Raw genomic sequence first — 17,474 nt, forward strand, 5'->3', positions numbered from 1 at the left:
CTCGGGGAGAGGTTTACGGCCAGCGCTAGGCGATGCCCAGCACCCCGTCGGCCACGTCGGAGGCGGCCATGTGGACGGTGTGATGGGCGGTGGGCACCAGGACACCGGTCCGGAAAGGCGTCTCGTCCGGTCCGGACCGGACGTAGGAATGGCATTCGGCCGGCAGGGCCAGGGGATCGAACCGCACCTGGAGCAGGAAATGCGCGACCGGCTGCCGGAAACCGTGGCCGTGGTCGACGCACGGCCGCGTCGGCCTGTCGACGCTCTCCCACTCGAAGACCCAGGTGTCACCGGCCCGGAGCACATGGTCGAAGAGCAGTTCGGCGACCATCACCGCCCGCCGCTGGTGCCGCAGGACGGTGCCGACCCTGCAGTTCTCCAGAGCGTGGATCTCACACCCTTCGAGATCGGTGCCGGGATCGACGAACGACCTGACCACATACCGGTCCATGCCGTCGCGCCGGGCCCTGACCAGGGTGCGGGTCCACACCGACGCGCACATCCGCGCCGCGTCGATCAGCACCTTCTGCTGCTGGGTGATGACGACGGCGTCCTGGTCGCGTGAGCCCGGCAGCGCGTCCAGCGGCTCGCCGAGCGCCCCGGAACGCCCGTCCAGCCCCGGCCCGCGGTCGAGGAGGCGGGTGAGCGAGCCGCCGGGCAGGCGAAGGATCTCCTCCAGGGCCGTGACGACCAGCATGGACTGCTCGCCGCCGGGGCGCCGGTGGCCCCGCTGCCAGTCGCTCAGGGTGGACAGCGCGACCGTCAGCCCGCGCTGGGCCAGGCGGGACCGGATGCGGTCGAGTGGCAGGCCGTTCTCCCGGATGCAGGCGCGCAGGGCCTGGTGGAACGGGCCCGAGTGGAGCAGGAGGCCGCGGTCGGCTGCCGGTTCGGGGAGGCGGCGAGGCATGAGGGCGCTCCTCGGCTGTCGAGGCGGGCGGCTGGGATCCCCCGCACCCCTCCCCCGCGAGGACGGCACGGGCCCGCCGCGCTCTGTGGGGAGCGAGCGTAGAACGTCTCGCGATCCCCGGAAAGGTCGCTACAGGTAGCAATTGCCGAAATTTCGTCGCCTGTGGCTTATGCCGAGCCGAAAACAGAATCAGCGCATGCCCGGCACCCCCACAAACATGCCCGGCCCCCACAAAGGAGATCTGATCACCGGCGGAGGGGCGGGGAGTCCGTCCCGGTCGGGGAGCCCCACCGGCTCGGGAGCCCGTCCCGGTCGGGGGCCCGGAACGGCGGGAGCCCATACCGGCCGGAGAGCCCGTCCCGATCAGGGAGCCCGGAACGGCGGGAGCCCACACCGGCCCGGGAGCCCATAGCGGGCGGGGAGCCCGGAACGGCTGGGACGGAGGTCTCGCCGTACGGCCTTGCGAGCGGCCTCGGGCGCATGACGAGGAGCGGGGTCCCGATCGGGGACCCCGCTCCTCGTGGTGTGCCGTCTCAGAGCTTGCGCAGAACCGCCACGACCTTGCCCAGGACGGTGGCCTCGTCACCGGGGATCGGGTCGTAGTTGGTGTTGTGCGGGACGAGCCAGACATGGCCGTCCTTGCGCTTGAAGGTCTTGACCGTGGCCTCGCCGTCGATCATCGCGGCGACCACGTCGCCGTTGTCGGCGACGGGCTGCTGGCGGACGACCACCCAGTCGCCGTTGGCGATGGCCGCGTCGATCATCGAGTCGCCGGTCACCTGGAGCAGGAAGAGCGTGCCCTCGCCGACGAGCTGCTTGGGGAGGGCGAAGACGTCCTCGATGCTCTCCTCGGCGAGGATGGGGCCACCGGCGGCGATCCGGCCGACGAGCGGCACGTAGGCCGCGGTCGGGCGGCTGACCGGGGCCTCGTCGGTGCCGGAGTCGGGGTCCACCCACAGCACCGGCTCGCCGGGCAGGCGCACCTCCAGCGCGCGGGGGCGGTGCGGATCGCGGCGCAGGTAGCCCTTGCGCTGCAACGCCGTCAACTGGTGCGACACGCTGGAGGTGCTCGTGAGCTGCACCGCCTCGCCGATCTCCCGCATGGAGGGCGGGTAGCCGCGCTGCTGCACCGAGTCGCGGATCACCTCAAGGATCTTCCGCTGCCTGGGGGTGAGGCCGAGGGAGTCACGCCTGCGCACCGCCAGGTCGCTGACGGCCGAACCGTTCTCGTCGTGCCCGTTCATGCGGTCTCCTCGCCTCCCGGTCTGTATCTCTTACGTCGCACACAGCGACCGTACCCCCGTTGAAGATCGTATTCAAACAATTGTTCGAGTCGTTCTCGAAATCAGCGGTGGCGTGGTGTACAACATCGTACGGGAGTTCGATCGACATCGTGTTCGATTCGCCGATCTTTCTTCGACATGTGTTCGGCCAGGTCGAAGGGGTGGGGGGCCATCATGAAGACGACCACGGCGAAGAGGGGGCCCGGGCGCGCGCCCGTCCGGCGTCCCGGGCCCGCGGGGAACATCCGATATCCTGATCCGCCCCTGCGGCTCACCCGGCGGGGGAGGATCGTGGTGGTGGCGGCGCTCACGCTGGTCACCTTGGGGGCGCTCTGGGTCGGCGCGCGCATCGACGCCGCCTCGGCCTTCGAGCGGAGAGGTCACGAGGGGCTGCCGTGGGTCGTGGTGCACGGGGGCGACACGCTGTGGGAGATCGCCGACGCGGTGACGCGGGACGGGGATCCCGCCCCGACGGTCCGCCAGATCATGGACCTCAACGGCCTGTCCGACTCGGTGATCCGGCCCGGGGCCCGGCTCTACCTGCCTGACGGCTCCGCTCCCTGAGGGGCGTGGCCGGCGGGCCCGGCCCACGTGTGAGGTGACGGACCGGGGACGGCGCCGCGGACGCGCGTGCGGGGGCGGCCGGGGTGGCCGGGGCCGGTGTGGAGACGGTCGGGTGCCTGGTGGAGGTGATCGGGGCCGCCGAGGGGGTAGCGGGGGGTCGCCGGAGGGTGGCGGGGGCCGATGGAGGGGTGACACGCCCGGCCCGTGCGGATGTGATGCGCTGATCAGCGACTTCGTCCGACAGGGCCGTTTCAACTTGCGTTCATGGTCCGACACTTCTACCGTTGACCACAACATCTAGTGGCTTAATCGGCGTGCTTCACCATAGATTGTGTTTCCATTACCGCACCTCGACTATTCGGGGGGCGTGCGCGAGCGTCTCGTCAGACGCCCGGAAACGCACGAGAAGGTGGGCCACTCGCCGGCTCAAGGAGGCGACGCGCGTGCACTGTCCGTTCTGTCGCCATCCTGACACCCGGGTCATCGACAGCCGGTCCACCGAGGACGGCGGGGCCATCCGCCGCAGGCGCACGTGCCCGGAGTGCGGGCGCAGGTTCACCACGCAGGAGACGGTGCTGCTCATGGTCAGCAAGCGCAGCGGGGTGACCGAGCCGTTCTTCAGGGACAAGGTGATCGCCGGTGTCCGGCGGGCGTGTCAGGGACGCCCGGTCAGCGAAGACTCGCTGGCCCAGCTGGGCCAGCGGGTGGAGGAGAGCATCCGGGCGACGGGGGCGGCGGAGATCGCGGCCCACGAGGTGGGGCTGGCGATCCTGGGGCCCCTCCGCGACCTGGACGAGGTGGCCTACCTGCGGTTCGCCTCGGTCTACCGGAGCTTCGAGACCCTGGCCGATTTCGAGACCGAGATCAAGCAGTTGCGGGCGGAACGCTCCGCCAAGCAGGACTGATTCACACCCCGGGCGCCGGGGGACAGAGCGGCGCGTTGATTGGTCCGACTCGTGGGCTCCACGGAGCCCCGGAAGGGGGAAGTCATGACGGAGACGGTCGGTGGCGCGGCGGCGCGCGGGGGCAAGCGGTTGCGCAAGGGGCTGAAGATGAAGCGCGTCTTCACCACGCCGGGAGTGCATCCCTATGACGAGGTGCGCTGGGAGCGCCGTGATGTCGTGATGACCAACTGGCGGGACGGCTCGGTCAACTTCGAGCAGCGGGGCGTCGAGTTCCCCGAGTCCTGGTCGGTCAACGCCGCCAACATCGTGACCACCAAATACTTCCGCGGCGCGGTCGGCACCCCGCAGCGCGAGTGGAGCCTGAAGCAGCTCGTCGACCGGGTGGTGGGCGTCTACACCCGGACCGCGGTCGAGGAGGGATACTTCGCCTCCGACGAGGACGCCGAGATCTTCGACCACGAGCTCAAGCACGCCCTGGTCAACCAGGTCTTCAGCTTCAACTCGCCGGTCTGGTTCAACGTGGGCACCGCCTCGCCGCAGCAGGTCAGCGCCTGCTTCATCCTCGCGGTCGACGACCAGATGGAGTCCATCCTCGACTGGTACAAGGAAGAGGGTGTGATCTTCAAGGGCGGCTCCGGCTCCGGGGTCAACCTCTCCCGGATCCGCTCGTCGAAGGAACTGCTCTCCAGCGGCGGCACCGCCAGCGGCCCGGTCTCCTTCATGCGCGGCGCGGACGCCTCCGCGGGCACCATCAAGTCCGGCGGCGCCACCCGCCGCGCGGCCAAGATGGTCGTCCTGGACGTCGACCACCCCGACATCGAGGAGTTCATCGAGACCAAGGCGCGCGAGGAGGACAAGGTCCGCGCGCTGCGCGACGCCGGGTTCGACATGGACCTGGGCGGCAAGGACATCGTCTCCGTCCAGTACCAGAACGCCAACAACTCCGTGCGCGTCTCCGACGAGTTCATGCGCGCGGTGGAGCAGGGCGAGGAGTTCGGCCTGCGCGCCCGCCTCACCGGCGAGATCATCGAGAAGGTCGACGCCCGGCGGCTGTTCCGCAAGATGGCGACGGCCGCGTGGGAGTGCGCCGACCCCGGCGTCCAGTACGACGACACGATCAACGACTGGCACACCAGCCCGGAGACGGGCCGCATCACCGCCAGCAACCCGTGCTCGGAATACCTGCACCTGGACAACTCCTCGTGCAACCTGGCCAGCATCAACCTGATGAAGTTCCTGAAGGACGACAACTCCTTCGACATCGAGAACTTCGTGAAGATCACCGAGCTGATCATCACCGCGATGGACGTCTCCATCACCTTCGCCGACTTCCCGACCGAGAAGATCGACCAGACCACCCGCGCCTACCGCCAGCTCGGCATCGGCTACGCCAACCTCGGCGCGCTGCTCATGGCCACCGGCCACGCCTACGACTCGGCCGGCGGCCGGGCCATCGCCGGTGCCATCACCTCGCTGATGACCGGTGCCTCCTATCGCCGCAGCGCCGAGCTGGCCGCGGTCGTCGGCCCCTACGAGGGCTACGCGCGCAACGCCGACGCCCACAAGCGCGTCATGCGCAAGCACGCCGCCGCCAACGACGACCTGCGCACGCTGGAGGCCATGGACAAGGCCATCCACGTCGAGGCCTCCCGCCAGTGGACGGAGTGCCTCAAGCTGGGCGAGAAGAACGGCTACCGCAACGCCCAGGCCTCGCTGCTGGCGCCCACCGGCACCATCGGCCTGATGATGGACTGCGACACCACCGGCATCGAGCCCGACCTCGCCCTGGTCAAGTTCAAGAAGCTCGTCGGCGGCGGCTCCATGCAGATCGTCAACCAGACGATCCCGCGCGCGCTGCGGCAGCTGGGCTACCTGGAGGAGCAGGTCGAGGCGATCGTCGAATACATCGCCGCCAACAGCCACGTCGTCGACGCCCCGGGCCTCAAGCCCGAGCACTACGAGGTGTTCGACTGCGCCATGGGCGAGCGGGCGATCGCCCCGATGGGCCACGTGCGCATGATGGCCGCCGCCCAGCCGTTCCTGTCCGGCGCCATCTCCAAGACGGTCAACCTGCCCGAGTCGGCGACGATCGAGGACATCGAGCAGGTCTACATGGAGGGCTGGAAGCTCGGCCTGAAGGCCCTGGCCGTCTACCGCGACAACTGCAAGGTCGGCCAGCCGCTCTCGGTCGCGGGCAAGAAGAGCGAGGAGAAGGCCGCGCCGGCCGAGCCGGAGATCCAGGTCGTGGAGATCAGCCGGCCGACCCGTCGCCGGATGCCGAACCAGCGCCCCAGCACCACCACCCGCTTCACCGTGGGCGGCGCCAAGGGCTACATGACCGCCTCGTCCTACCCCGACGACGGTCTCGGCGAGGTCTTCCTGAAGATGTCCAAGCAGGGCTCCACCCTCGCGGGCGTCATGGACGCCTTCTCGGTGGCCATCTCCATCGGCCTGCAGTACGGCGTGCCGCTGGAGACCTACGTCAGCAAGTTCGTCAACATGCGCTTCGACCCGGCCGGCATGACCGACGACCCGGACATCCGCATGGCCGCCTCGGTGATGGACTACATCTTCCGCCGCCTGGCCCTGGACCACCTGCCCTACGACGAGCGGGCCGCCCTCGGCATCTTCTCCGCCTCCGAGCGGGCCGCCCAGCAGCGCGGGGAGGACCCGGCGCCGATCCACACCGACGAGGTCATCGCCGAACTGGCCACCTCGGCGCCGATCGAGGAGAAGCCCCAGCCCCGCGCGGAGGTCGTGGCCGTGGCCGCGCCGGCGCGGGAGCGGGCCGGCTCCCTGGAGTCCCACCAGGGCCGCACCGCCGACGCGCCGCTCTGCATGACCTGCGGCACCAAGATGCGCCCGGCCGGCAGCTGCTACGTCTGCGAGGGCTGCGGCTCCACCAGCGGCTGCAGCTGATCCAGGCGCCCTTCCGGGCGTGAATGGCCCTGGTCGGGGCGGGACGTCGGCGGGCAGCCGAGGTCCCGCCCCGCGTGGGTGTTCAGAACATTCCGTGGGGGATCTCCGCGGGGTCGGGCACGGGCTGGACGACGTCCCGGTGTTCGACGATCAGGCCGTCCCGCAGCCGCCAGATGTCGACGACCGCGGTGCCGCGCTCCTCGCCCGGCCTGGTCATGAGATAGTGCATGACCACATACTGCCCGTCGGCGATGACGCGCTTGAGATCCAGCCCGGCGCTCGCCACCGGGGCGTCGGTGACATGCTCGACGAAGGCGTCCCGGCCCGAGGGGTTGCCCGGGTTGTGCTCGATGAAGTCCTCGTGCAGCAGGGTGCGCAGGACGTCGAGATCCGGCGCTGGTGGTGGACCGCCGCTGGAACCTGGTGCTCGCCAACTCGGCGGCCGAGGTGTTCTTCGACGGCGTCGCCCCCGCCCTGCTCGAACCGCCGGTCAACATGATGCGCCTGGGTCTGCATCCGGACGGGTTCGCGCCCCGTCTGCTCAACCTGGACCAGGTGCGGGGATTCCTGCTGCCGAGGCCGGCCCGGCAGGCCCAGCGGACCGGGGACCCCTGGCTGGGCGGGCTCCACGCGGAGCTCGTCTCCTACGGCGCCCCCGACCCGCCTGAGCCCCTCGACCCGGCCGACATCGCCCTGCCCATCCGGATCCGGCACCGAGGGACCGAGGGACCGAGCTGAGCCTCCTCAACACGGTCACGACGTTCGGCGCCGCCTACGACATCACGCTCGAGGAGATCGCGGTCGAGACCTACTTCCCCGCCGACGCGCGCACCGCCCTGGCGCTGCGGGGCGGCGCCGGGGGTCACCGATCCTCCCCCTCGACGTCGGACAGCAGCTTGCGGATCAGTTGATCCAGGGTCTGGCGCTCCGCGGGCGTCAGTGAGGACAGCAGCCGCACCTGGTTGGCCGTGTGCTCGCTCACCGCGGCGTCGACGACCCGCCTGCCCTCGCCGGTGAGGGCGACCAGGAAGCTGCGCCGGTCGTCCGGGTCGAGCCGCCGCTCGACCAGGCCCGCCGCCTCCAAGCGGTCCAGGCGGTTGGTCATACCGGCCCTCGACAGCATGAGCGTCGCTGACAGGACCGACGGGATGAGGACGTAGGGCGGGCCCGACCTGCGCAGCGCGGCCAGCACGTCGAACTCGCCGCGTTGCAGGCCGTGCTGGGCGAACACCTCGTCGACGGCCCGGCCGGCGGCGGTGTGCAGCCGGCTGAACCTGCCGAACACGCCCATGGCCGAGAGGTCCAGGTCGGGACGCTCGTGCCGCCACTGGCTCACGATCACGTCGACTTCGTCCATCCTCACATTCTATTCGACAGCATATAGTTTGACGTCGTACTATCGGACGCGTAACTACCTTGTCGTGAGGAGACCGAGATGTCGTTCATCCGTCCGGCGGACCACGGTGCCGTCCTCGTGCGCGCCGCCGACGCCGAGGTCGTCGGGGAGGCGCCCAGCACCGTGCGGCTCCTGGCCGACTCCAGCGCGACCGGCGGTGCGCTCAGTACCCAGCGGGTGACCCTCGGCCGCGGGGCCGACGGGGCGGCGCCCCACCACCACACGGCCTCGTCGGAGCTGTTCTACGTGCTCGACGGCGCCCTTCAGGTGCTCGCCGGCGAGCAGGTGGTCACCGCGCGCGGAGGCGATCTGATCGTCGTCCCGCCGCACATGCCGCACGCCTTCGCCGCCGCGCCGGACAGCGGGGCCGACGTGCTGGTCGTCATCACCCCCGGGGTCGAGCGGTTCGACTACTTCCGCCTGCTGGCGCGCCTGGGCAGGGGGGAGGCGACTCTGGAGGAGCTGCTCGCCGCGCAGGAGCGCTTCGACAACCACTTCCTCGACAGCCCGCTCTGGCGGGAGGCCCGGGCCGGCAAGGACGGCGGCTGACCAGAGCGGCCGGTGCCGGGGCCGGGCCTGCCCCGGATGCGGGCAGGCCGGGGAGCGGCGGCCTGCGGCCGGACGGCCGGTGGTGCGGGGCGGTCAGCAGGCGCAGGCGATGCCGGAGACCGGGGCGGTGAGCGGGTCGATGCCGCGCCGGGAGACGCCGGCCGCGGTCTCGACCGCGAAGCCCTCCCTCGCCCAGTATTCGAACCCGCCGAGCATCTCCTTGACCGGGTAGCCGAGCTTGGCGAACTCCAGGGCGGCGCGGGTGGCGCCGTTGCAGCCGGGTCCCCAGCAGTAGGTCACCACGGTCGCGCCCGCCGGGACCACGTCGGCGGCGCGGGCGGCGATCTCGGCGGTGGGCAGGTGCACCGCGCCCTCGACGTGCCCCTGCCGCCAGCTCTCCAGGTTGCGCGAGTCGACCACGATGATCCCCGGAGCCCCCGAGGCCAGGTCGGCGGCCACGTCGGACACGTCGGTCTCGAACGCCAGGCGGCCGGCGAAGTGGGCCAGTGCGGCGGCGTTGCCGGCCGCGGGCACCGCGGTGACGGCGGAACGGGCTGTGGCGGTGGTCATCTCGGGGGCCTTTCGGTCGTGCTCGGCGGTGGCGAGTGAAGGTGACGGGTGAAGGTGACGAGAGAAATGGTGCCGGTCTCGGCCACCGCCCCAACAGTGGCGTGAATGCCGCTTATCGCTAAGATCTCGCCATGCTGCTCCCGCCGCCGACGCTCCGCCGAGCCCGTCACACCGTGTCCGTGCTCGCCTTCGACGGCATGTCCCCCTTCGAGCTGGGCTGCGTCGTGGAGATCTTCGGCATCCCCCGGCCCGAACTGGACGTGCCCTGGTACGAGCTCAAGGTCTGTGCCGAGACCCCAGCCGACCTGCGGATCGTCGGGGGGTTCACCATGCGGGCCGGGCACGGGCTCGACGCCGTGGCCGAGGCGGACACGGTGATCGTGCCCGCGGTGCCGGACGTGTCCGGCCCGGTGTCACCGGAGCTGATCGCGGTGCTGAGGGCGGCGCACGCCCGGGGCGCGCGGGTGGTGTCGATCTGCTCGGGGGCCTTCGCGCTGGCCGCGGCCGGGCTGCTGGACGGTCGGGAGGCGACCACCCACTGGAAGTACGCCGAGCTGCTGCAGCGCCGCTTCCCGCTGGTCGAGGTCAACCCGGACGTGCTCTACGTGGACGGTGACGACGTGCTGACCAGCGCGGGCAGCGCGGCGGGGCTGGACCTGCTGGTCCACCTGGTCCGCAAGGACCACGGGCCGGGCGTGGCCAACTCGGTCGCGCGCAGGCTGGTCATCCCGCCGCACCGGGAGGGCGGGCAGGCCCAGTTCGTCCAGGCGGCGGTCACCCCGGTGGAGGACGACGACGCGGTGGCCACCGCGATGACCTGGGCGCTGGACCACCTGGCCGAGCCGATCACGGTGGCCGGGCTGGCCGAGGTCGCTCACATGTCGCAGCGCACCTTCATCAGGCATTTCGCCCGCCAGACCGGGACCAGCCCGCTGCGCTGGGTGATCTCCCAACGGGTCGCGGCCAGCCTCACGCTGCTGGAGTCCACGGCCGCGCCGGTCGAGGAGATCGCGGTCTCGGTCGGCTTCGACAGCCCGGTGACCTTCCGCCACCACTTCACCAGGGCGATGCGCACCTCGCCCTCGGCCTACCGCAGGGTCTTCCGAGCCCCGGCGTGAACGGCCCCAGGGGTCAGAGGGCGAGCCGTTCCAGCGTCCGCGCGACCTGCTCGACGTCGGCCTCGGTGGTGCGCCAGTTGCTGAAGGCGGCGCGCAGCGCGGGCACCCCGTCGTGGACGGTCTGGGTGAGGAACGCCTCGCCGGATCCGGTGACGGCCGCGGCCAGTTCCCCGACACGCTCGGGGGCGGAGGCCAGGGTGAAGCAGACCACGTTGAGCCGGACGGGCGCGAGCAGCCGGTAGGCGGGCATGGCGGCGATCCGCTCGCCGAGCCGGGTGGCGAGGGCGATGTCGCGCCGTACGATCTCCGCGTGGCCGTCACGTCCGTACGCGGCGAGGGTGAACCACGCCGGGAGCGCCCGCAGCCGCCGGGAGTTCTCCGGGGTCAGATGCACGGGGTCGGGCCTGTCGCCCATCGGCCCGAGATAGGCGGCGGAGTTCTGGAAGACCCGCACCTGGAGATCCCGGCGGCGGGTGAACTGGACGGCGCTGTCGTAGGGGACGTTCAGCCACTTGTGCAGGTCCACGCAGACCGAGTCGGCCGCGTCGAGCCCGTCGGTGAGGTGGGCGTGCTCCGGGGAGAGCGCGGCGAAAGCCCCGAAGGCCGCGTCCACGTGCAGCCAGAAGGGGTGGCGCTCGCGCAGGGCGGCCACCGCGCGCAGATCGTCGAAGTCTCCCGTGTTGACGGTGCCCGCGTTGGCGACCACGATCGCCGGCGCCCCGTCCAGGGACTCCAGCGCCTCGGCGAGCCTGGCGACGTCGACGGACTCCCGGCCCGGCAGGAGATCGACCGTGCGGATCGCCGAACGGCCCAGCCCGAGCATGGACAGCGCCTTGCCGATGCTGGAGTGGGGGCTCCCGGAGAGCACGTGGACCGGGCCGAGCGCGGCGACCCCCTGCTCGGCGGCCGAGACGCCGCGCTGCTCGCCCAGCCATTCCCTGGCTGTCGCCAGGCCCGCGAAGTTGGACATCGTCGCGCCGCTGACGAAGGTGCCCTCGTGCTCGGCGGACAGGCCGAACAGCTCGCGCAGCCAGGCGACGGTCTCCCGTTCCAGGTCGGGGGCGCTGGAGTCCAGGCCGGACATGGGGTTCTGGTCGAGCGTGCCGGTCAGCCAGTCGCCCGCCAGGGAGGCGGGGGTCGCGCCGCCGGTGACGAAGCCCAGGTATCGGGGGCCGGCGCCGGCGGAGAAGCCGGGCTCCCACCTCCGGGCGAACTCCTCCATCGCCTCCCGCAGCCCCGCTCCGTCCGCGGGCAGGGGGGCGGGCCGGTGCTCGGCGGGCGCCTGCGCGACCGGCCGGCTGTCGAGACCGGTGAGCAGCCGTACGGCCTGCGCCCGCACCGTGTCGAGCAGTTCGGGCAGGTGGATGAGATCGTCATCGAGTCGGGGATGCATGAGGCCACGATAGGGAGCAGGCGGGGCATATGTCCCAGTCCAATATCAACGAATGGCCCGGACATGGCAGGGCGGCCCCGGCCGGCTGCGCCTAGACCCTCCAGCGCCGGGTGACCTCCTCGGTGCTGGGGGGCGGGCCCGGCGGGGAGGGGGCCGAGGTCAGGTGCAGGGCGTCCAGGATCAGGGCGAGGTAGCGGTGCCGGAGCTGGGCGGTGCGCTCCCCGTCGCCGAGCTGGACGGCGGCGAGCAGCTCGAAGATCATCGACATGTCGGCGACGTCCAGTCCGGGGCGGAGGGCGCCGGCCTGGGCGGCGCGGTCGAAGACCTGTACCGACAGCTCGGAGGCACGGGCGGCTGCGCGGTGGAGGTCCTCGTCGGGGGTGAAGGTGCCGGCCAGGTTGACCGTCAGGGAGTGGACGTCGGCGTCCACGATGCGGCGGATGAACCCGGTGAAGGCGTTCCACGGATCGCTCTCGTCGGCCAGGGCGGCCTCGGCCTCGGCGATGTAGATTTTCAGGCCGTCCGAGCACAGTCTGCGGAGCAGGTCCTCCTTGCCGGCGTAGCGGCGGTAGAGCGCGCTGATGCCCACGCCGGCGCGCTCGGCCACCGCGGCGATCGGGGCGCCGGGGTCGGCGACGAAGACCGCGCGCGCGGCGTCGAGGATGACTTGGTCGTTACGGGCCGCCTGGGCCTTCCGGCCGCTCATGGGCGCCGTACTGGTTGTCTCCATACCCTCAATATAGCTACTGGAACAGTATGTTCCGTTCTATCAGAAAGGAAAATCCGGAATCTCTGCCACGCGTGGAGGGCGCCCCGCCCCCGGGTGCGGGGCCGCGCGGGCCGGGCGCCGTGCGCGCCCGGCTCCGGGCGGGGCCGTCAGTTCCGGGGGTGGTCGCCGGTCGCCCCGTCGAGGAGCTCTCGCAGGATGTCCATATGGCCGGCGTGGCGGGTGGTCTCCTCGATCATGTGAATGAGCACCCAGCGCATCGACACCGTTTCGCCGGACCATGCCGTTCCCACGTCGTCGAGGTCGAGTCCGTCGATCACCCGGTCGGCCGCGGCGCGGGCCCGGCCGTAGAACTCCATGATGCCGGCGGTGGTCTCGTGCGGCTCCACGCGCATGTCGGCGTTCTCGTCCTCGTCGTCGAAGGGGAGCGGCTCGGTCTCGCGGCCGAAGGTCTCGCAGAACCAGCCGTATTCGACGCTCGCCAGGTGCTTCACCAGCCCGAGCAGGCTTGTCCCCGACGGGGTCATCGGACGGCGCAACTGCTCATCGTCGAGGCCGTCGAGCTTCCACACCACCACGTCGCGGTGCCGGTCCAGGCTGATGTGGAGGCTCTGCTTCTCGCCGCCGGTGAACGGCACTTTTCGAATCATGCGCGGACCATAGCAACCGGGGCCGGCGGGGCGCTGACCGGCGCCGCCCGCCGGGCCCCGGTCGCCCGCGGAGGGAGGCGGCCCGCGGAGGGGACGGCCCGGGTGGGGCGGCCGGACCGGGTGTGCAGGGGCGTGCTCCGGCACGCCCGCCCCGCCGGGCGCGCCCGGGACGGCGGCGCTCCCGACGGGTTGCCAATAATAAGCAGACTGGTCTATTTTTTGGTCATGGGACAGAAGGGCGAGGAAACGCGCGGCAGGCTGCTGGACGCGACGCAGGAGCTCATCGAGAGCGGCGGCTACTTCGGGGCCGGGCTGAACCAGGTGATCGCGGCCAGCGGGGCTCCGCGCGGCTCGCTCTACTTCCACTTCCCCGGCGGCAAGGACCAGCTGGTCGGAGAGTCCGTACGGCGGGCCGGCCGGGAGATCGGCGGGGCCGTGCGGGACCTGGCGGAGACCGTGCCCGACACCGCGGGCCTGGTCGTCGCCGTGCTGGCGCTGCTCGGTGACCGGCTGGAGGCGTCCGGCTGGCGCAAGGGCTGCCCGGTGGCCACGGTCGCGCTGGAGATGGCGGCCACCAGCGATCCGCTGCAGGGGGTCTGCTCGGAGGTTTACGGCTCCTGGGAGGACACCCTCCGGGACCGGCTGGCCGCCGACGGGCACCCCGAGGCGGACGACGTGGCCGTCACCGTTCTCGCGCTGATCGAGGGGGCGCTGCTGCTGGCCAGGGCCCACCGCAGCCGGGAGCCGCTCGACCGGGTGGCCCGCCGGATCGTGGCGCTGCTGTAAGACGTCGCGCCGCCGTGCGGGGCGGCGCCCGGTGAGGGGCGGGGACGTTGAAGGCGCCGCCCGCCGTGGCCGCCGTGGGCGGCGGCGGTGTGCGGGCCTGCTCCACATGAACTCCGTGCGGCGGTGTGCGGGCCTGCTCCACACGGGCTCCGTGTGGCGGTGTGCAGGTCTGCTCCGCATGGGTTCCGTGTGTCCATTTAATATGTAGACCGATCTATTATGAGGTGATCGTGTGACGACCGACTCCATCGTCTTCGGAGCCGCGGGGTTCGTCGGCCGCTCCCTGGTCGCGGAGCTGCTGAGCCGCGGCCGCCGGGTGGCGGCCGCCGTGCGCGGGCCGGGGGAGCGGCTCACGTCCTGGCTCGCCGCGCAGGAGGTGGACACGGCCGGGCTGACCGTCGTCACCGCCGACATCACCGCGCCCGGCCTCGGCCTCGCGGACACCGAGGGGCTGGAGGCGGTGCGCGACGTCTACAACGCCGCCGCCCGCTTCGCCTTCGGGCTGAGCGTCGAGGAGGCGAGGCGGGCCAACGTGACCGGGGCGCTCAACGTGACAGACTGGGCCGCCGCCCGGCCCGGCCTGCGCCGCCTGGTCCACATCAGCGGCTACCGGGTCAGCGGTGGTGTGGCGGACTACCGCGCCGAGGGCGCCTACGAGGCGTCGAAGAGAGAGGCCGACGCGGCGGTGCGGATCCGGGCGCGCGAGCTGGGCGTCCCGCTGACGATCGTCAACCCCAGCACCGTGGTCGGCCCCGGCCAGTTCATCGGCCTGGCCTCGCTCGTCGAGGACCTCTGGCGCGGGCGGCTCCCGGCGCTCCCCGGGGGCCCCGAGGTCTTCCTGCCCGTCGTCGAGAGCGGCTACTTCGCCCGTTTCATGGCCGCCGTGCCCGAGCACGAGGAGACCGAGGGGAGGGCCTACTGGGTTCTCGACGACGACACGCCGGACCTGCCGGAGCTGGTCGCCCTGGTCGCCGGCCATCTGGGCGTCCCCGCGCCCCGGCGGACGGTCCCGGTCGGGCTCCTGCGGCGGCTGCCCCGCGCGCTCACCGGGGTCGATCCCGAGACGCTGTCGTTCATGTCCGGCGACCGCTACGACACCGCCCCCGCCCTGGCCTTCGCGGAGCGGGCCGGGCTGCGCATGCCCCCGGCCGGGGAGGTGCTCCGGAGCTGGGCCGACGGGCTGGTCGGCAGCCGGTTCGGCGCGGCCGCCCCGCCGCGCGGGCCGTACGGGTTCCAGGACGTGGCGGGGAGCCGGACCTGGGTGACGGGCGAGCGGGAGAGTCCTGAATACGTGATGCTGCACGGGCTGCCGCTGGACGCCGGTTCGTGGGAGGAGGTCGGCGACCGGCTGGCCGTCCCGGTCCTGGCCGCCGACCTGCCCGGCCTGGGCCGTTCCGCGCCCGCCCGCTCGCTCGACGGCTGGACGGCGGCCCTGATGGCTCCGGTCAGGACGCGGCCGGTGCTGGTCGGCCACTCCTTCGGCTGCGGACCCGTCCTGCGCTACGCGCGGGCCAACCCCGGCCGGGTGGCGGCCGTCGTCCTCGTCGCCCCCGCCTTCCTCCAACCGCCCTCGGGGTGGTTGCCGCGTTCGAGGGCGGCCGTCCCGGCGCTGCGCCGGATGTCCGGGGCCCGGCTGGGGGAGCGCCTCGGCGTCCCGGCGGACGCGGTCGCGGACCTGCGCCGCCCGGGAGCGGCCCGCCGGGTGGTCGAGGCGATGCGCGCGGCCCACTCCGGGCGGTCGGAGCTGCGCCGGGTGCTCGACCAGGTCATGGAGGGTTCCGGAGTCCCGGTGACGATCGTCACCGGGTCGGCCGACCCGCTGGCCGTGGACGTGCCGGCTACCCTCGTCGAGGGCGCCGGGCACTATCCCCAGCTCACGCACCCTCGCGAGCTGGCGGCTGCGCTCCGAGCAGCCGGTGGGCCAGCTCGCCCAGAGCCGCTGCGATCCGCCCGGGGCTGAGGTCCCGCTCAGTCCGCTGGTAGGTGTAGACCTCGGGGGCCAGCGGGGCGAGCACGACCTCGACCAGCGTGTCGGGGTCGGGCGCCCCGGCGGACGCCAGCAGCGAGCGCACGTGCAGTCGCCAGAAACCGTAGGCCCCGGTGGCGAAGCGCGAACGCCCGGTCTCGGTGCCAAGCACCAGGTGGGCGTGGGCCTCCAGCAGCTCCACCATCGCCGCGTAGAACGCGGCCAGCCGTTCGGCGGGTGGCGCCCCCGGGCCCAGCGGCGCCTGGCCGCCGATCAGCTTCTCCTGCAGGGCCTTCTCGTGCTCGTCGAGCATCGCGGTCGCGATCGCGGCCCGGTCGGGATAGCGGCGGTACAGCGTGCCGCGCCCCACTCCGGCCGCTCTGGCGATGTCGTCCATGGTGACGTTCGGCGCGCCCTTGGCCGCGAACAGCTGTCCGGCCGCCTCCAGGATGCGCGCCCGATTGCGCGCGGCGTCTGCTCTCTCCATGCCCTCAGGGTATATGTGGACACGCTGTCCGCTCTTGCGGCCGTCCCCCGGAGCCTCGGGGCTCGGGGCTCGGGGCTCGGGGCCCGGTGGGTACGGCGGGCGTGGCGGGCGGACTGCTGTTCCGGGGTCAGGAGAGCCGGGGGCAGGCGAGCCGGGTCAGGAGAGCCGGGTCCCCGCGCGCCCGCCGATGTGATCGGGGACGGTGACGCCCTCCGGCAGCAGGGGGTCGGCGACCGGGGGCAGCCAGGTGGTGGCCAGCGGCAGCACGCCCGCCCACAGGCCCAGCTCGGCGTCCGGCCCGTCCCCGTCGCCGGGCGGTCCCGAACTCACCTTGACCGACGCCTCCGCCAGGGAGATCGCCAGAACGGTCGTCGCGGCGAGTTCCTTGCGGCTGGGCGGCCTGGCGTAGTCCCACTGGCCCGGGGCGGCGTGCTCGGTGAGGATCCGCAGCGCGGCCGTCTTCTCCTCGCCCTCCAGCCTGCGGGGCACGCCGTACACCATGGCGGAGCGGTAGTTGACGCCGTGCTCGAACACCGATCTGGCCAGGACCAGGCCGTCCACGTGAGTGACCGTCACGCAGACCGTGCCAGCGGACCCGCCCGCCGGCGCGGACGGGGACCCGGCGGGCTCCTCCGTCGTCAGGCTCCGGCTGGCGACCGAGCCGTGGACGTAGAGATGGTCGGCGTCGAAGCCGTAGACCGTGGGCACCACCATCGGCACACCGCCGCTCACCACGCCGAGATGGCAGACGAACCCGGCGCGCAGCACCTCGTACAGCGCGGCCCTGTCGGTCCGGCCGTTCTCACGGAGACGGCGGTGCCGGGTGCGCTCGGTCGCGGACAGTCCGTTCATGAGGTGACATTCAAGCAGGCCCGGAAAGAGAGAAGACCCGCGGGCGGCGGGCCTTCGGAGATCGGGGGTCAGGCGGCGGGGGTGGGGCCGCCGGCGAGCGGGAACCGTAAGATGTTCCGTCCGGTGTAGGCGCGCAGGTCGACGACCTTGGTGTCCGCGGCGGTCTTGCGGCGTGTCGCGGAGCGGATATCCCTGATCTTGAATCGCGCTACGTATGGTGGCACGACCACAAGTCTCTTCATTGAGCCCCCCGGCGTGATGAATCCGTTATGCGAGATGTCTACAGATCACCCCGTAAAACCGCCGTAAAGAGTCGGTCAGTAGGGGAGCCGGCGGCCGGAGGGCGACCGCAGGTCCAGGTCGGGTGTGCGGGGCTGACGGAGCCGGCGCTGCGGCCGGACG

General features: G+C 72.1%; 20 protein-coding genes. 9 read left to right on the forward strand and 11 right to left on the reverse strand.

Going from position 1 to position 17,474, the window contains the following annotated elements:
• Positions 1-25: 25 nt before the first annotated feature.
• Together J2S55_RS27625 and lexA are read right to left on the reverse strand one after the other, a co-directional pair.
• Positions 26-907, reverse strand: a complete 882-nt coding sequence (locus tag J2S55_RS27625; protein WP_306866741.1) for a hypothetical protein — start codon at positions 905-907, stop codon at positions 26-28.
• A gap of 533 nt (positions 908-1,440) precedes the next feature.
• Complete coding sequence (gene lexA / locus J2S55_RS27630; protein WP_306866743.1) at positions 1,441-2,151, reverse strand: transcriptional repressor LexA; 711 nt, start codon at positions 2,149-2,151, stop codon at positions 1,441-1,443.
• Positions 2,152-2,210: 59 nt separating this feature from the next.
• Between lexA and J2S55_RS27635 the strand changes: the two genes are divergently transcribed.
• The 4 genes from J2S55_RS27635 to J2S55_RS27650 all read left to right on the forward strand — a co-directional run bounded on the left by J2S55_RS27635 (position 2,211) and on the right by J2S55_RS27650 (position 6,578).
• On the forward strand, positions 2,211-2,447 hold the full coding sequence (locus J2S55_RS27635; protein WP_306866747.1) for a hypothetical protein: 237 nt from the start codon (positions 2,211-2,213) through the stop codon (positions 2,445-2,447).
• 40 nt (positions 2,448-2,487) lie between these two features.
• Positions 2,488-2,754 carry a LysM peptidoglycan-binding domain-containing protein gene (locus J2S55_RS27640; RefSeq protein ID WP_306866750.1) on the forward strand — a complete coding sequence of 89 codons (267 nt, stop codon included), beginning with the start codon at positions 2,488-2,490 and terminating at the stop codon, positions 2,752-2,754.
• 443 nt (positions 2,755-3,197) lie between these two features.
• On the forward strand, positions 3,198-3,659 hold the full coding sequence (nrdR, locus tag J2S55_RS27645; protein WP_306866752.1) for a transcriptional regulator NrdR: 462 nt from the start codon (positions 3,198-3,200) through the stop codon (positions 3,657-3,659).
• Between the two features lie 84 nt (positions 3,660-3,743).
• Positions 3,744-6,578 carry a vitamin B12-dependent ribonucleotide reductase gene (locus J2S55_RS27650; protein ID WP_306866754.1) on the forward strand — a complete coding sequence of 945 codons (2,835 nt, stop codon included), beginning with the start codon at positions 3,744-3,746 and terminating at the stop codon, positions 6,576-6,578.
• An 82-nt stretch (positions 6,579-6,660) separates the two neighbouring features.
• Here J2S55_RS27650 and J2S55_RS27655 read toward each other — a convergent pair whose 3' ends face one another.
• Positions 6,661-6,957 carry a nuclear transport factor 2 family protein gene (locus J2S55_RS27655; RefSeq protein WP_306875585.1) on the reverse strand — a complete coding sequence of 99 codons (297 nt, stop codon included), beginning with the start codon at positions 6,955-6,957 and terminating at the stop codon, positions 6,661-6,663.
• 20 nt (positions 6,958-6,977) lie between these two features.
• Between J2S55_RS27655 and J2S55_RS27660 the strand changes: the two genes are divergently transcribed.
• Positions 6,978-7,316, forward strand: a complete 339-nt coding sequence (locus tag J2S55_RS27660) for an MmyB family transcriptional regulator (protein WP_306866758.1) — start codon at positions 6,978-6,980, stop codon at positions 7,314-7,316.
• Positions 7,317-7,440: 124 nt separating this feature from the next.
• Here J2S55_RS27660 and J2S55_RS27665 read toward each other — a convergent pair whose 3' ends face one another.
• Positions 7,441-7,935, reverse strand: coding sequence for a MarR family winged helix-turn-helix transcriptional regulator (locus tag J2S55_RS27665; RefSeq protein ID WP_306866761.1), 495 nt, complete (start codon positions 7,933-7,935; stop codon positions 7,441-7,443).
• Positions 7,936-8,013: 78 nt separating this feature from the next.
• Here J2S55_RS27665 and J2S55_RS27670 point away from each other — a divergent pair, with 78 nt between their 5' ends.
• A complete protein-coding gene (locus J2S55_RS27670; protein ID WP_306866763.1) occupies positions 8,014-8,523 on the forward strand; it encodes a cupin domain-containing protein in 510 nt (169 codons plus the stop codon).
• A 93-nt stretch (positions 8,524-8,616) separates the two neighbouring features.
• Here the strand turns inward: J2S55_RS27670 and J2S55_RS27675 are convergent, their stop codons facing one another.
• Complete coding sequence (locus J2S55_RS27675) at positions 8,617-9,093, reverse strand: rhodanese-like domain-containing protein (protein ID WP_306866766.1); 477 nt, start codon at positions 9,091-9,093, stop codon at positions 8,617-8,619.
• Between the two features lie 131 nt (positions 9,094-9,224).
• On the opposite strand from J2S55_RS27675, the gene J2S55_RS27680 reads away from it, so the two are divergent.
• The gene (locus tag J2S55_RS27680; protein ID WP_306866769.1) at positions 9,225-10,211 is read left to right on the forward strand and encodes a helix-turn-helix domain-containing protein; all 987 of its coding nucleotides are present in this window, start codon (positions 9,225-9,227) and stop codon (positions 10,209-10,211) included.
• Between the two features lie 13 nt (positions 10,212-10,224).
• On the opposite strand, the gene J2S55_RS27685 is transcribed toward J2S55_RS27680, so the two are convergent.
• The 3 genes from J2S55_RS27685 to J2S55_RS27695 all read right to left on the reverse strand — a co-directional run bounded on the left by J2S55_RS27685 (position 10,225) and on the right by J2S55_RS27695 (position 12,981).
• A complete protein-coding gene (locus tag J2S55_RS27685) occupies positions 10,225-11,604 on the reverse strand; it encodes a pyridoxal phosphate-dependent decarboxylase family protein (protein WP_306866772.1) in 1,380 nt (459 codons plus the stop codon).
• A 91-nt stretch (positions 11,605-11,695) separates the two neighbouring features.
• A complete protein-coding gene (locus tag J2S55_RS27690) occupies positions 11,696-12,334 on the reverse strand; it encodes a TetR/AcrR family transcriptional regulator (RefSeq protein WP_306866775.1) in 639 nt (212 codons plus the stop codon).
• Between the two features lie 146 nt (positions 12,335-12,480).
• Positions 12,481-12,981 (reverse strand): DinB family protein, encoded by a 501-nt coding sequence (locus tag J2S55_RS27695; protein WP_306866778.1) that lies wholly within the window; start codon positions 12,979-12,981, stop codon positions 12,481-12,483.
• Positions 12,982-13,206: 225 nt separating this feature from the next.
• Here J2S55_RS27695 and J2S55_RS27700 point away from each other — a divergent pair, with 225 nt between their 5' ends.
• Together J2S55_RS27700 and J2S55_RS27705 are read left to right on the forward strand one after the other, a co-directional pair.
• On the forward strand, positions 13,207-13,767 hold the full coding sequence (locus J2S55_RS27700; RefSeq protein WP_306866780.1) for a TetR/AcrR family transcriptional regulator: 561 nt from the start codon (positions 13,207-13,209) through the stop codon (positions 13,765-13,767).
• Between the two features lie 232 nt (positions 13,768-13,999).
• Positions 14,000-15,727 carry an alpha/beta fold hydrolase gene (locus J2S55_RS27705; RefSeq protein ID WP_306866783.1) on the forward strand — a complete coding sequence of 576 codons (1,728 nt, stop codon included), beginning with the start codon at positions 14,000-14,002 and terminating at the stop codon, positions 15,725-15,727.
• Here the strand turns inward: J2S55_RS27705 and J2S55_RS27710 are convergent.
• From J2S55_RS27710 to J2S55_RS27720, 3 genes are all read right to left on the reverse strand, one after another.
• The gene (locus J2S55_RS27710; protein ID WP_306866785.1) at positions 15,642-16,220 is read right to left on the reverse strand and encodes a TetR/AcrR family transcriptional regulator; all 579 of its coding nucleotides are present in this window, start codon (positions 16,218-16,220) and stop codon (positions 15,642-15,644) included. The genes J2S55_RS27705 and J2S55_RS27710 overlap by 86 nt on opposite strands.
• 156 nt (positions 16,221-16,376) lie before the next feature.
• Positions 16,377-17,072: a pyridoxamine 5'-phosphate oxidase family protein gene (locus J2S55_RS27715; RefSeq protein ID WP_306866787.1), complete on the reverse strand. Its 696-nt coding sequence runs from the start codon at positions 17,070-17,072 to the stop codon at positions 16,377-16,379.
• Positions 17,073-17,140: 68 nt separating this feature from the next.
• Positions 17,141-17,296, reverse strand: a complete 156-nt coding sequence (locus tag J2S55_RS27720) for a hypothetical protein (RefSeq protein ID WP_306866790.1) — start codon at positions 17,294-17,296, stop codon at positions 17,141-17,143.
• Positions 17,297-17,474 lie beyond the last annotated feature (178 nt).

The organism is Streptosporangium brasiliense (genome assembly GCF_030811595.1).
GTDB lineage: Bacteria > Actinomycetota > Actinomycetes > Streptosporangiales > Streptosporangiaceae > Streptosporangium > Streptosporangium brasiliense.